This window comes from Acinetobacter sp. LoGeW2-3 (assembly GCF_002688565.1).
Taxonomy (GTDB): Bacteria; Pseudomonadota; Gammaproteobacteria; order Pseudomonadales; family Moraxellaceae; genus Acinetobacter.
Genome location: NZ_CP024011.1, coordinates 1,699,698 through 1,713,473, shown reverse-complemented (window position 1 = coordinate 1,713,473; position 13,776 = coordinate 1,699,698). Strand labels below are relative to the sequence as shown.

Sequence of the window (13,776 nt, the reverse complement as noted above, 5' to 3'; positions counted from 1 at the left end):
AACCAATAATGATTTATTTTTTAGATCTTTAGCAATTAATTTCATATAAAAGCATCGTGCCCTTACTGATTTATAAATAATCACATTAAAAGATGAAACCTTACCACTGTTCAGATTCACCCAGTGCTTGCCCAATAAAATCATAGCGTGAGCTGGAGCGGGAAAACTTGATTGGACAAGCGAGTTGTGGCTCGGCTTCCTGTTCTCCTGCTTTGACTGGAACCTGCACCACCCAACTGCGTTCTTTGGCCAGTTGGGAATTTAAAGCTTCATTCAGTGTTAATACAGGTTCAACACAAACATCCAGTGTTGAAAATACTGACTGCCACTCTGCCAAAGGTTTCTTGAGAATTTTCTGTTGAATCGCAGCTTTAACCTCTGCTCGGTCTTGAGCATCTAAGGATGCACCTTTTTCTAATAAGATCGGTAGCTCTAATGCCTGTGCCAGCCCTTGCATAAATTGTGGCTCTAAACTACCAATGGAAAGGTAACGTCTATCTTGGGTTTGATAATAGTCATAAAAAGTGCCGCCATTGAGATGACCTAATTCTGGTTTAGCATGCACACCTGCCGCCAGACTTGCTGCCGCAGCCATATTATTTAAGGCCACCGCACAATCGGTCATGGAAATATCAATATACTGCCCCATGCCGCTGCGCTGACGTTCAATTACTGCCGCCAGGATCGCAATGATTGCATGCATAGAGCCGCCAGCAACATCAGCTACCTGAATCCCTAAGGCCGGCGGACCACCCTGAACCCGGCCGCTATGTCCTGCAATTCCAGATAAAGCTAAATAATTAATATCATGCCCAGCCTTATCCTTATAGGATCCAGTTTGGCCATAACCAGTAATTGAACAATAGATGAGTCGCGGATTGATTTCAGCCAATGTGGCGTAATCTAATCCCAAGCGTTGCATGACGCCGGGACGGAACTGCTCAACTACAATGTCATAATCTGAAATCCTGTTTTTGATCTGTTCGATACAGTCACGATTTTTTAGATCTAGCGTGATAGATTGTTTGTTACGATTCAAATAATTGTGTGCAGTTGCTTGTCCATGTGCGTACGGTGGCACTAATCGCAACAAGTCAGGTCGTGTCGGTGATTCAATATGCACAACTTCAGCACCAAGATCTGCCAAGTACATGGTGGCAAAGGGACCAGGTAAAAGTGTAGAAAAATCTAGGACTTTCAATCCTTTTAGTGCATAGGACATTAGAATAATTACTCTATTTATGTTGATTTTTTATGCATATTAGATACATAAACACACAAAAACAATGTCATGTTCAGCCATTTACCTTCATCATTTCGGCAATTTAATATGTAACAAATGGCAAATCAGATTTTGTAAATTGCCATTGATTTATTATTTGTTGTCAATTAGGTCAAGCATTAGTGAACATCAAAGAGACTGAAGGATTAAACATGAGTCGCGATACGATCAGTATCCATTTCGTTAACGCTGCACTCTCCGGCGTAAAGCGTCTCGGTATGGATGTCGATACGTTATTGTCTCATGTGGGTATTGAAGCTGAACTTCTGCATCAGCCTAAGGCCCGTATCTCGCCAGAACAATATACCCGCTTTATCAAAATGCTGTGGATGGTGACACAGGACGAACACGTTGGCTTTGACAAACAGCCGCGCCGTCTTGGTACATTTGCCATCATGTGTCAGTTGATCATTCACGCTAAAACTTTAGGCGATGCGCTGGAACTTTCTTCTCAGTTCTACAAGCTGTTTGGTGATGACTGGGCTGTGACACTGGAACGTGACAAACATGAAGCCCGTTTAGTTCCTCAAATTCCCAAAGAAATGGATCCAGATCATTTCATCACTGAAAGTATGCTGATGATCTGGCATGGTCTGGCGTCTTGGTTGATTGAACGTCGTCTTCCATTGGAGCGTGTGCATTTTAGCTATCCACGTCCGAATCATGCTGATGAATATGATGCACTATTCTTTGCACCAGTCATGCAATTTGACGCACCACGTACTGAGATTACTTTTGCAGCGGATTATCTGGATCTACCAATCCGTCAGAATGAAGAAACCCTAGAAGAATTCCTGAAAGCGGCACCTGCACAGTTATTGGTGAAATTCAAAAACACCAACTCCCTGACTTCACGTATTCGTGATGTATTAAAGAGTCAGATTGGTGAAGAAATGCCAACATTGAATGATGTGGCATCAATGCTATATCTATCTCCACAAACTTTACGTCGTCGTCTGGCTGCGGAAGGCAAGAGCTATCAAGGTGTGAAAGATGCCTTGCGCCGAGATGCTGCAATTCACCTATTGTTGAATCCAGCTCTGACTTTGGAAGATGTTGCGCAACAAGTCGGTTTTAGTGAAACCAGTACTTTCCACCGTGCCTTCAAAAAATGGACCGGGGTAACGCCAGGTTTATACCGCCAGCTGCATGGTTACCATTAAGTCACATCCTCTTCATATTTAGTATTGGCCTTCGTGCTAATCTCAGTTATCGCCCAAGCTCCAGACTTGGGCGTTTTTTTATCTGCCTGTTATCTAGATTGACCAGATTGCTCAAATGACCTGGTCCGTTCTCGTCATTGCGCTGAGCTAAAGAATCATTACACTCAAAATTATTAGAACAAATCTTATTCATTCAAAAAAAGGGAAATTGTATGAGCGAGGCCTATATCATCGATGCCATTCGCACGCCGCGCGGCAAGGGAAAAAAGGATGGATCCTTATATGAAGTCAAACCGATCACGTTACTCACTACCCTGCTCAATGAATTGCAAGAACGTCATTCATTAGATACATCAAAAGTCGATGATATAGTCTTGGGCTGCGTGACCCCCATTGGTGATCAAGGTGCTGATATTGCCAAAACAGCAGCAATTGCCGCCGGCTGGGACAATGATGTGGCTGGTGTACAGATCAACCGTTTCTGTGCTTCCGGTCTGGAAGCGGTGAATATGGCAGCGCAAAAAGTTCGTTCCGGTTGGGAGGATCTGGTGGTTGCCGGTGGCGTAGAATCCATGTCCCGTGTACCGATGGGTTCAGATGGTGGTCCCTGGGCGCTCGATCCGGAAACCAATATGGCCTGTGACTTTATTCCGCAAGGCATTGGTGCGGACCTGATCGCAACCATTGATGGGTATAGCCGTGCTGATGTGGATACCTTTGCCGAACAGTCCCAGAAAAAAGCGGCGGCGGCTCAAGCCAATGGTCATTTCGATAAATCCATTATTCCGGTAAAAGATAAAGCCGGTGTGGTGATTCTGGATCAGGATGAATTCATCAAACCAAATACGACGGTGGAAACACTAAGCAAGCTGAATCCAAGTTTTGCCACTATGGGACAAATGGGTTTTGATGCGATTGCTCTACAGAAATATCCCGAAATCGGTTCCGTGAATCATGTGCATCATGCAGGCAACTCATCCGGCATTGTCGATGGTGCTGCACTAGTCCTGCTGGCTTCAGAACAAGCGGTCAAAGAACAGAATCTGAAACCGCGTGCCAAAGTATTAGCGACTGCACTGGTCGGTGCTGATCCAACTATTATGCTCACCGGCCCTGCCCCTGCAGCCCGTAAAGCCTTGGCCAAAGCTGGACTCACCATTGATGATATTGACCTGTTTGAAGTCAATGAAGCTTTCGCTGCTGTGGTGATGCGCTTTATCAATGAACTAAAGGTCGATCCTGCTAAAGTCAATGTAAATGGTGGTGCCATTGCTATGGGCCATCCACTCGGTGCGACTGGAGCCATGATTCTCGGTACTTTGCTGGATGAATTGGAACGCCAGGGCAAAAAACGAGGTCTGGCAACATTATGTGTCGGTGGCGGTATGGGCATCGCTACAATTATTGAACTGGTTTAAGGAGAGAACCATGAGCGCAATTCAATATCAAAAAACTGATGATAATATTATTCTTCTAACCTTCGACTCTCCAAACCAGTCTGCAAACACCATGAATGCAGATTTCCGTACTGCACTCAGCGAAGTTGTCGACAAACTCAAAGTAGATGAGGAAATTTCCGGCATTATCTTCAGTTCAGCCAAAAAGACCTTTTTCGCCGGCGGCGATCTGGATGAGCTAATTCAGGCGACACCAGAACATGCTACTGAATTCTTCAATATGATTGAAGAGATGAAAGCTCAACTGCGCTATATCGAAACGCGTGGCATTCCAGTTGTTGCAGCCTTGAATGGCACAGCACTCGGTGGAGGCTGGGAAATCGCACTATGTGCCCATCACCGTATCGCATTGAATGACCCAAAAAGCAAATTCGGTCTGCCTGAAGTGACTTTAGGTCTGTTACCGGGTGGTGGTGGGATTGTCCGTATCGTGCGTCTGCTGGGTTTACAGAATGCCTTTCCACTCTTGATGGAAGGTAAGCAACTCAGTGTAGACAAAGCTAAAAGCTTAGGTCTGATTCATGATACGGCTAATACCCTTGATGAACTGCTAGAAAAAGCAGTTACATGGGTCAAAGCACATCCGAAATCTGTGCAGCCTTATGATGAGAAAGGCTACAAGATTCCAGGTGGCTCACCTTCTGCTCCATCGGTAGCCCAAATGCTGGCAATTGCACCTGCTATGCTACGTGACAAGACTAAGGGTTGTTATCCAGCACCGGAAGCCATCATATCTGCTGCGGTTGAAGGTGCGCAGGTTGATGTGGATACCGCGCTCCGCATTGAGTCGCGTTATTTCACTTATCTGGCGACCGGTCAGGTGTCCAAAAACATGATTGGTACTTTCTGGCATGGTATGAATAGCATTAAATCCGGTGCTCATCGCCCGAAAGATATTGCCAAATGGCAAGCCAAGAAAGTTGGGATTTTGGGGGCAGGCATGATGGGTGCTGGCATTGCCTATGTCACCGCTAGCAGAGGCATTCAGGTCGTTCTAAAAGATGTATCGATCGAAGCTAGTGAAAAAGGCAAAGCTTATAGCCAGAAACTGTTAGATAAAAAAGTGGCGCAAGGTCGCTTAACAGCTGAGGAACGCGATCAGATTTTAAATCTAATTCATACCACTGCAAGCACAGAAGATTTGGCGGGCTGTGATCTGATCATCGAAGCGGTCTTTGAAAATCAGGAACTCAAAGCCCAAGTGACTCAGGAAGCGGAACAGTATCTGGCTGCCGACGGCGTGATGGCATCGAATACCTCTACCCTGCCAATTAGCAATTTGGCTCAAGCTAGCCTAGACCAAGAGAAATTTATCGGCCTGCATTTCTTTAGTCCGGTCGATAAAATGCAGCTGGTAGAAATCATTAAAGGTAAAAATACCTCTAATGAAACTCTAGCTAAGGCATTTGATTTCGTGCAGCAGATCGGCAAGCTGCCAATTTCAGTGAATGATAGCCGTGGCTTCTTTACCAGTCGCGTGTTCGGCACTTTCGTGCAGGAAGGTTTACGTCTACTGGCAGAAGGTGTGCATCCAGCCCGTATTGAAATGGCTGCTTTGAAAGCCGGTATGCCCGTTGGGCCATTGGCGATTCAGGATGAAGTGTCCTTAACCTTGTCCGAGTATGTTGCCACTGAAACGCGTAAGGCGCTTCAGGCTGAAGCTAAAGAGCGTGCGGACTCACCTGCCGATGAAGTGATTCAGACTATGATTCACCAGTTTAACCGTAAAGGGAAAGCCGCTGGTGCCGGATTCTATGATTACCCTGAAGGTGGCAAAAAGCAGCTCTGGTCAGGTTTAAGTCATTGGAATAAAAATACCGAGATGTCTGAGCAGGAAATGACTGAACGCTTCCTGTTTGTGCAGGCACTGGATACCGTGCGTTGTCTGGAAGAAGGCGTGCTGCAATCTACAGTGGAAGGCAATATCGGCTCAATCTTTGGTATTGGTTACCCGGCGTGGACTGGTGGTGCCATCCAGTACCTGAATCAATATGGACTGGCAAAGGCACTGGCTCGTACCAATGTACTGGAAAAGAAATATGGCGAACGCTTTAAGGCGCCAGCATTGCTTAAAAACAAAGTTGCTGCTGCTGAAACCTTTTGATCTAATCCGATCCAACTAAAGAGGAGCATCAAGCTCCTCTTTTTATTAGCTTGCTGAAAACCAACTATATTTTGCGGTGCAAATCCAGTCTGCTTTTCAATCAATCTATGTTATAAAGTAACATAGATTCTATATCCGCTTTAGGTTCATGCTATGTCTGATCAAAATACACCTGAAAATTCGCCTTGGGGTTGGAGAGCACTGATTATCTTCTGCATAATTGGTGGCATATTCATGTTTATCTTCTGGCTAGCAGTTAGCAATGAACCGGACTATATGCCAAGCCAGCAGAAAAAACAGAATACTCAGCAACATGCATTTAAAAATGCTCCGACCATGTCTGAAGAAGCCATTGCTAAAGCTCAGGCAGATCGGGAAGCGCGTGCAGCAGCTCAACAAGGTACTGCACCTCAATCGGATACTGCTAAAGAACACAATATGTCAGCAGATGAACATGCCAATACGGATACTGAACATACTGCAAACGGCGCACATGGTCATTAAGATTTAAAAATGAAAAAGCGAGGTCAGTACCTCGCTTTTTTTATATCTGAACAATGAAACCTTACAACGGTAAATACATATCAATATGTGGAATACCACAATCTAAATACTCCTCACCCTGTAGCTGAAAACCTAAGGCTTGATAAAAGCCAATGGCATGCACTTGAGAGGAAAGTTTAACAAACTGCCGACTTTCAGCGCGTGCATAGTCAATCACAAACTGCATTAGGCATTGCCCAACCTTATGACCACGCGCTGATTTCAGTACTGCGACACGACCGATACTATTACTTGTTAATAGTCGGGCTGTGGCAACTGCTTGATCATTCAGATAAGCCACAAAATGGGTAGACACTTCATCCTTAGCATCCCACTCATCTTCAGGCGCAATGTTTTGCTCCTGAATAAACACTGCTTCACGAATCATTTTGGCATCTGTTGCTAACACATCCCATGTTCCAACAACAATTCTCAGCTCAGCTGAACTTAGCATTTACAACCAATCCCCTGCTGATCCCATTCATCTTTGAGCAATAATTCCAGCGAATGTTTCTGAATCCCATACATCTCTTTTAAAGCCTGAATCTGGTTCAGTACGTCCTGATCTGGTTCCTGATAGTCTTTACGTTTCACCGCCAGAATCATTTTATTCTTGCTGGTATGTTCTAGCGCGACAAATTCAAATACTTTGGTTTCATAACCATAAGCTTTGAGTAATAAGGCACGAATCGTATCAGTCAGCATTTCAGCCTGCTGACCGGCATGAATCCCGAATTGCAGCATCGGACTGAGTATTTGCGGTGCCTGCAACTGTGGACGCAGTTCCTTATGACAACATGGCGCGCACATGATGATCTGGGCATTCAGGCGAATACCAGTATGAATGGCAAAGTCTGTCGCCACATCACAGGCATGTAAAGCGATCATCACATCCAAACGTTCCGGCTCATAAGTCCGTACATCGCCCTGGAAGAAATCGAGCTGGTTAAACTGGGATTGATCTGCCACATTCTGACAAAACTCAACCATTTTCGGATTTAGCTCTACGCCAGTCACCCACGGCGTCTGCCCATGCTTTTGCATATAGTCATATAAGGCGCAAGTCAGATAGCCTTTACCTGAACCAAAGTCCACCACCCGCAGCCCTTCTTGAGAAGCTTGAATCTGCGAAAGCGCATTCGAGAAGATTTCCACAAACTTATTAATCTGTTTCCACTTACGCGCCATACTTGGAATGACCTGACCTTGCTGATCGGTAATGCCAAGATGTTGTAGAAATACGCTGTCCTGATCCACATAGCGCTGCTTCACTCGGTCATGACCCTGTTCAGCAGTTTTGGACTTAATGACGGGTTTAGTTTTGCTACGAGTCAGCATGACTTTTTTCTTGTTCTTTTTCAGCTGCAATTCTTCGGCTGTGGTGATCAAATTGGCCTGCTTGCAACATGCCAGTAATTCAGTCACCTGAGAGAGAGCTTCTGATAAAGGATAATTTTTGGTGACATCCTGGGTCTTATATCGGTACAGACAACTCAATACTTTCTGTTCATTCAGTAAAATGACGCGCAAGGTCATTTTCTCTAGCTGTTCCAATTCGCCCTTATACTGACTTAAAATCAGGCGATCAAAATGATCTGTTTCAATGGCTTGCTGGAAAGTATCCAGAAATTGCTGTTCTTGAACTGAGAGAGACGCCAAAGTGGACATAAATGAAACCTAAAATGAATTGCCATTAAAGTGTAAATGTTCTTACTCTAAAAGCAAAATTGAATTACTATACATTTGTATATTTAAGAAGAATGATAACTATGTCAAATGCACCACTGCTTCAGGATTATGATGCTGTCGAAGAGCGCATCAACTACATCAGTCACGGTGTAGGTGCTGCCTTATCGGTGATTGCCGGGATTTTGCTGGTCATTAAAGGCTCTTACCTCAGCACGGGTCAATGGCTTGGCCTATGGGTCTATGGACTAAGCATGATTGTGCTTTTTTCTGCCTCGATGCTGTACCACATGGCCACTACTGCGGATCGACGTTACTTCTATAAAAAAATTGACCATACTGCGATCTATTATCTGATTGCTGGCACTTACACACCATTTCTGGCGATCGCCATCCCGACGGCCAAAGCCCAGTATTTATTGATCGCTTTATGGATCATTGCTGTCCTTGGAACACTATTCAAGTTCATATTCATTCATCGTTTTCAGAAACTTTCCCTGTTCGCTTACCTCGCAATGGGCTGGCTTGCACTGTTAGTTATTGATGATATGCAGAAATATTTATCTGCTCAATCTTTAACCTTTCTCATCATTGGTGGACTTGCTTATACGGTGGGTGCATTGTTTTACGCCTTAAAAAGAGTAAGATATACGCACGCTATCTGGCACATTTTTGTATTGATAGGCGCAGGATCACATTTTCTGTCCATCTATCTTTACGTGATTTAATCCTCTCATTCTTCATTTCAGTGACCCTGAGCGAGTTGAATTGAGAAGGTTGCAGTTGTTTTTTTAAGAAATTACGCCTTTTTTAAAAAGATTACGCTTTTAAAACTAAGTTCTTTTATTTTTAGTAAGTGTAAGGTCATTCATGGCGTCGTCAAATTCTGCTGCTCAGCCAGCACAAAACTCAAAATTCCGCGTTTTAACAGCGAGTTTAGTAGGCACTACAATCGAGTTCTTCGATTTCTATATTTATGCCACTGCCGCTGTCATTATTTTCCCCTATCTGTTCTTCCCAGCAAGTACAGACCCAATGACCGCAACGATTCAGTCTCTTGCGACTTTCGCAATTGCCTTTATTGCTCGTCCGATCGGTGCGGCATTGTTTGGTCACCTCGGCGATAGAATTGGTCGTAAAGCCACTCTGGTTGCTGCCTTGCTGACCATGGGCCTGTCTACTGTAGCCATTGGCCTACTGCCAACTTATGGTCAAATTGGCATCGTAGCACCTTTACTGTTGGCACTGTGCCGTTTAGGTCAGGGCCTTGGTCTGGGTGGTGAATGGTCAGGGGCTGTATTACTTGCAACTGAAAATGCTCCTGAAGGTAAACGTGCCTGGTATGGTATGTTCCCGCAATTAGGTGCTCCGCTTGGCTTTATCTTGGCAACTGGCTCATTCTTGACGCTCGGTGCGTTAATGACTGAAGCAGAGTTCATGCAATGGGGCTGGCGTATTCCATTCATTTCTAGTGCTTTGCTTGTAATCATGGGCCTTTGGATTCGTCTGAAATTGCATGAAACACCTGCATTCCAGAACGTATTGAAAAAGCAAAAAGAAGTAAATGTACCTTTCTTCGAAGTATTCAAAAAGCATTCTAAAATGCTGGTATTGGGTACCATCGCTGCCATCTGTACCTTCGTTGTGTTCTACCTGACCACAGTATTCGCATTGCAATGGGGTACGAAACAGCTCGGCTATTCACGTGAAGAATTCCTGCAGCTGCAATTGGTAGCAACACTATGCTTTGCTGCGTTCATCCCACTATCTGCTGTATTTGCAGAGAAGTTTGGTCGTAAAGCAACTTCAATCGGCGTATGTATCGTTTCTGCGATCTTCGGTATCTTCTTTGCTGACATGCTTGAATCAGGCAGCACCATTGTCGTGTTCTTATTCCTGTGTATCGGCCTTGCAATCATGGGCTTAACTTATGGCCCGATTGGTACCGTATTGTCTGAAATCTTTCCGACTTCAGTGCGCTATACAGGTTCTGCGTTGACCTTTAACTTGGCTGGTATTTTCGGTGCATCTTTTGCGCCATTGATCGCAACCAAGCTGGCAACACAATATGGCTTATCTGCTGTAGGTTATTACCTAACTGCGGCATCGATTCTGTCATTATTAGCATTCCTGCTGATTCGTGAAACCAAGAATGATGATGTAAACAATCAAATCTAATTCTGGAATCACCCAATAAAAAGCCGGCGTATTAACGCTGGCTTTTTTTATTTCTGCAATTCGAGATGCAACAAAAAACTGCTATTTCTCCCCTTCTATTTACGGAACAATACAGAGATGGATTCATAACCAGAAGGATAAAACATGCAGGATCCGATCGAATATTTAACCGAAGAACAATTGGTTCATATTGTGGTCTTACTGGAAGATGATAAAAAAACCGAGGCCATCCAATATATTGTCCAACATACTTCATTGAACCAACAACAGGCGCTGGAAGTCATTGCTGCCATTGTGATGGAACATGATGCTGCCTTACAGGTACAGACCCAAGGTGCAAGATTTAGCGATGATGTCACGGCTGATCGACAGTTAAAGACTGAAACACTGACTGATTCTATTGCAGTCTCCATTCCTACGAGTGCTACACAAGATCATGCTACTCGTCCACCCGTCCCTGAATCGACTCGAGAGTTGCAGGAAAAAGTTGCTGAACCCGTTACTGCAAAAAATGGACCGCATCTGATCTGGATTATTGCAGGTATCATTATTTTAATTACGGTAATTATCTGGATGGTTCGTTAAGGGCTAAACTCAGCCACAACTCATTTATACCAGTTCAATGATATCAATGGTTGGTGGTACACGAAAACGGAAAGGCACACCAACCAGACCAGTTCCTACGGTCACAAACACATCGGCATGTTCATGTCGGTATAGCCCGCGCTTATGTCCAAGAATAGATACCTTTTTCATCACATAATCCGTCAGCCATGGCAGTTCCACTTGCCCGCCATGCGTATGCCCAGAAAGCATCAGTGGTCGACTTGGCAATTGCGGCACCATATCTACCGTATCCGGATTATGCGACAGGATCACCCATGGCTTGTCTTGTGGCAAGTCAGGTAAGAAACGCATATCTGCTTTTCCTGCCCACAGATCGCCAATACCGACTAAGCGGAATTCATTAAATTCAACGATCTGCCCTTCAATATCCATCACGTTGTTGGTTGCAAGCGCAGTATGTAATAGCTCTTGAATAGGAGGTCCAGGATACTGTTCATCATGATTGCCATTAACAGAATAAACTGGTGCCTGAATCTCCTTCAGGACGGCGATCTCTTCGGTTAAGGTGTCTTCCGGTTCATAAGTCCAGTCACCTGCCACTACCACTAAATCTGGCTGCTGCTGATTTAATTTATGTACAATTTGCTTCAGCTGGCGCTCATGACCAGAAAATAAACCAATATGCAGATCCGCAATGAGTGCAATACGGACTGGCTTATCCAATTTTTTATCGGGATTAATCTGATAACGCGTCGTTTTAACTTGAATCAGATGCGGTTCGATAAAACGCGCATAACTCAAGACCCCACTCAACAAACAAATAAAAACAGCTTCATGAATCGAGTAATAGCCTGCAAATCCGGCATAAATACTGAAGAAAAATAAAGGAATCAGCAGATAAGACAGATAAAAAGCGAGCAGATGGGTAAAGGCTTTAAAGGGATGAATGGTCTGGGTATGTGACTGACTGATCCATGCCTGTGATATACACCACAGCGCCAAAATCGCCATTCCGATATAGAAATAAAAGATCACGGAATCAATATTCCCCATAGTTTCGCCTTGTCCAGTTCTTCAGTACATACGCTGCTTTGTATTTATCTTTTCACAGCTGGCAATTATACTCAAACCTAATTTATCACGCTTAGACTCATATGACGATTGCTCCCCGCTCCAAGGCCGACCTGCCCCTGGTCACTCCCGAACGTAATACTTCATATAAATCTGCTGTCTTACTGGGTTTTAGCCTTGTTCTGGGAATCCCTGCCTGTAGCACGCTACCTCCGCAGGTAGAACGACCTTCGCATACCGCCTTTGAAACCGATACTTCACAGACTTCCCTGTCCAAAATAGTACAACCTTTACGTGATCAATATGTCGGTCTGACTGGCTATCATGTTTTATATGATCCACTTGAAGCACTCGCAGCTCGTATACAACTGATTCATAAGGCTGAAAAATCTTTAGACCTGCAATATTACATTTGGGATAATGACCGGATTGGTGCATTGGCTTTGAATGCCATTATTCAGGCTGCCGACCGTGGGGTGAAGGTTCGCCTCCTGATTGATGATAACAATGCCAAGAAGATGGAAGGTATTTATCTGGCGCTAGATCAGCATCAGAATATCGATGTGCGCTTATATAACCCTTACCGCTTCCGTCAGCATCGTGCTATGGATATGGTGCTGGATCTGAAACGAATCAACCGACGTATGCATAACAAAAGCTTTATTGCTGATAATCAAATTGCGCTAATTGGTGGTCGTAATATGAGCAACCAGTATTACAATGTCAGTGATAACTATCAATTCTCTGATGTCGATGTCCTGCTTGCTGGTGCAGCCTCTGATGAGATCATCCATTCCTTCGATGAGTACTGGAATGATGACTATGCTTACCCGGTTCGAAATATTGTTAATCCAGGCCATCACAGCTTGCGCTTTGAAAGCCTGAAACAGCAGCTAAAAGCCCATCAGGATGATCCGCGAGTACAAAACTATCTCGATTTAGCCAACAGGTCTCAGGCTTTTGACAAATGGCTTGAGCATAATATCCAGCTGGATTGGGTCGAAGCAGAAGTAGTCAAAGATCCACCTACTAAGATCAAGTCCAAGGCTAAAAAAGAAGAGCATCTAAATTTCCAATTGTTACAACATCTGGAAAAGCCTGAACAGAGTGTAGATATTGTTTCTGCCTATTTTGTGCCAGAGAAAGAAGGTGCCGAACGCCTGAAGGATCTTGCTCAAAATAATATTAAGGTTCGAGTACTAACCAATTCTTATAAAGCCAATGATGTTCCTGTTGTGCATGCTTTTTATTCTAAGTATCGCCAGGATTTACTGAAAAATGATGTTCAATTGTATGAGTTTCTCGCTGCACCTGAGGCAGCAAACCTGAATGCTAATACCAAGGAAATTGCCGACAAGGCTAAAGTTAGTTTGAAAGGCTTAAGTCGTTCCAGCTTACATGCCAAACTGATGGCCTTAGATGAGAAACAAGTATTTATCGGCTCTTTTAACTTTGACCCACGTTCAGCCTACCTGAATACAGAAATTGGTGTATTACTTAACAGTCCTACCCTTGCCCAAGCTGTGCATAAAACGATGGATCAGAACTTGAGTAAATATGCCTATAAACTGGTTTTAGATACTAATCAAAATATCAACTGGAAGATCAAGCAATCTAATGGTGAGATTAAAACTTTGACCAAAGAACCTCATATGAAATGGTATAACAAAGCGTTGGTAAAATTCGTTTCTTGGTTACCGCTTGAAGGGTTTATGTAAACTTCAA

General features: G+C 44.1%; 12 protein-coding genes. 8 read left to right on the top strand and 4 right to left on the bottom strand.

The window, feature by feature from the left end:
- Positions 1–100: 100 nt before the first annotated feature.
- Positions 101–1,222, bottom strand: coding sequence for a CaiB/BaiF CoA transferase family protein (locus tag BS636_RS08230; protein WP_099338317.1), 1,122 nt, complete (start codon positions 1,220–1,222; stop codon positions 101–103).
- Positions 1,223–1,434: 212 nt separating this feature from the next.
- Here BS636_RS08230 and BS636_RS08225 point away from each other — a divergent pair, with 212 nt between their 5' ends.
- The 4 genes from BS636_RS08225 (at position 1,435) to BS636_RS08210 (ending at position 6,510) form a co-directional block, all read left to right on the top strand.
- Positions 1,435–2,445 (top strand): AraC family transcriptional regulator, encoded by a 1,011-nt coding sequence (locus BS636_RS08225; protein ID WP_099338316.1) that lies wholly within the window; start codon positions 1,435–1,437, stop codon positions 2,443–2,445.
- A 212-nt stretch (positions 2,446–2,657) separates the two neighbouring features.
- Positions 2,658–3,863, top strand: a complete 1,206-nt coding sequence (locus BS636_RS08220) for an acetyl-CoA C-acetyltransferase (protein ID WP_099338315.1) — start codon at positions 2,658–2,660, stop codon at positions 3,861–3,863.
- 10 nt (positions 3,864–3,873) lie between these two features.
- Positions 3,874–6,006 carry a 3-hydroxyacyl-CoA dehydrogenase NAD-binding domain-containing protein gene (locus BS636_RS08215; RefSeq protein WP_099338314.1) on the top strand — a complete coding sequence of 711 codons (2,133 nt, stop codon included), beginning with the start codon at positions 3,874–3,876 and terminating at the stop codon, positions 6,004–6,006.
- Between the two features lie 153 nt (positions 6,007–6,159).
- Complete coding sequence (locus BS636_RS08210) at positions 6,160–6,510, top strand: hypothetical protein (RefSeq protein ID WP_099338313.1); 351 nt, start codon at positions 6,160–6,162, stop codon at positions 6,508–6,510.
- A gap of 61 nt (positions 6,511–6,571) precedes the next feature.
- Here BS636_RS08210 and BS636_RS08205 read toward each other — a convergent pair whose 3' ends face one another.
- Positions 6,572–7,003: a GNAT family N-acetyltransferase gene (locus BS636_RS08205; RefSeq protein ID WP_099338312.1), complete on the bottom strand. Its 432-nt coding sequence runs from the start codon at positions 7,001–7,003 to the stop codon at positions 6,572–6,574.
- Positions 6,997–8,217 (bottom strand): class I SAM-dependent methyltransferase, encoded by a 1,221-nt coding sequence (locus tag BS636_RS08200; protein ID WP_099338311.1) that lies wholly within the window; start codon positions 8,215–8,217, stop codon positions 6,997–6,999. Before BS636_RS08200 ends, BS636_RS08205 begins: the two co-directional genes overlap by 7 nt.
- Positions 8,218–8,318: 101 nt before the next feature.
- Between BS636_RS08200 and trhA the strand changes: the two genes are divergently transcribed.
- The 3 genes from trhA to BS636_RS08185 all read left to right on the top strand — a co-directional run bounded on the left by trhA (position 8,319) and on the right by BS636_RS08185 (position 10,998).
- Entirely contained in the window at positions 8,319–8,963 is a 645-nt protein-coding gene (gene trhA / locus BS636_RS08195) for a PAQR family membrane homeostasis protein TrhA (RefSeq protein ID WP_099338310.1), read from the top strand.
- A 142-nt stretch (positions 8,964–9,105) separates the two neighbouring features.
- Positions 9,106–10,413: an MFS transporter gene (locus BS636_RS08190; protein ID WP_099338309.1), complete on the top strand. Its 1,308-nt coding sequence runs from the start codon at positions 9,106–9,108 to the stop codon at positions 10,411–10,413.
- 144 nt (positions 10,414–10,557) lie between these two features.
- Positions 10,558–10,998, top strand: coding sequence for a hypothetical protein (locus BS636_RS08185; RefSeq protein WP_099338308.1), 441 nt, complete (start codon positions 10,558–10,560; stop codon positions 10,996–10,998).
- Positions 10,999–11,022: 24 nt separating this feature from the next.
- Here the strand turns inward: BS636_RS08185 and BS636_RS08180 are convergent, their stop codons facing one another.
- Positions 11,023–12,033: a metallophosphoesterase gene (locus BS636_RS08180; protein ID WP_099338307.1), complete on the bottom strand. Its 1,011-nt coding sequence runs from the start codon at positions 12,031–12,033 to the stop codon at positions 11,023–11,025.
- Positions 12,034–12,134: 101 nt separating this feature from the next.
- Between BS636_RS08180 and BS636_RS08175 the strand changes: the two genes are divergently transcribed.
- Positions 12,135–13,769 (top strand): phospholipase D family protein, encoded by a 1,635-nt coding sequence (locus tag BS636_RS08175; protein ID WP_416202894.1) that lies wholly within the window; start codon positions 12,135–12,137, stop codon positions 13,767–13,769.
- The last annotated feature ends 7 nt before the right edge of the window (positions 13,770–13,776 follow it).

Bases quoted from the DNA above. Each gene is read 5' to 3' on its own strand.
- BS636_RS08230 (WP_099338317.1), bottom strand. From the start codon at position 1,222: ATGTCCTATGCACTAAAAGGATTGAAAGTCCTAGATTTTTCTACACTT.
- BS636_RS08225 (WP_099338316.1), top strand. From the start codon at position 1,435: ATGAGTCGCGATACGATCAGTATCCATTTCGTTAACGCTGCACTCTCC.
- BS636_RS08220 (WP_099338315.1), top strand. From the start codon at position 2,658: ATGAGCGAGGCCTATATCATCGATGCCATTCGCACGCCGCGCGGCAAG.
- BS636_RS08215 (WP_099338314.1), top strand. From the start codon at position 3,874: ATGAGCGCAATTCAATATCAAAAAACTGATGATAATATTATTCTTCTA.
- BS636_RS08210 (WP_099338313.1), top strand. From the start codon at position 6,160: ATGTCTGATCAAAATACACCTGAAAATTCGCCTTGGGGTTGGAGAGCA.
- BS636_RS08205 (WP_099338312.1), bottom strand. From the start codon at position 7,003: ATGCTAAGTTCAGCTGAGCTGAGAATTGTTGTTGGAACATGGGATGTG.
- BS636_RS08200 (WP_099338311.1), bottom strand. From the start codon at position 8,217: ATGTCCACTTTGGCGTCTCTCTCAGTTCAAGAACAGCAATTTCTGGAT.
- trhA (WP_099338310.1), top strand. From the start codon at position 8,319: ATGTCAAATGCACCACTGCTTCAGGATTATGATGCTGTCGAAGAGCGC.
- BS636_RS08190 (WP_099338309.1), top strand. From the start codon at position 9,106: ATGGCGTCGTCAAATTCTGCTGCTCAGCCAGCACAAAACTCAAAATTC.
- BS636_RS08185 (WP_099338308.1), top strand. From the start codon at position 10,558: ATGCAGGATCCGATCGAATATTTAACCGAAGAACAATTGGTTCATATT.
- BS636_RS08180 (WP_099338307.1), bottom strand. From the start codon at position 12,033: ATGGGGAATATTGATTCCGTGATCTTTTATTTCTATATCGGAATGGCG.
- BS636_RS08175 (WP_416202894.1), top strand. From the start codon at position 12,135: ATGACGATTGCTCCCCGCTCCAAGGCCGACCTGCCCCTGGTCACTCCC.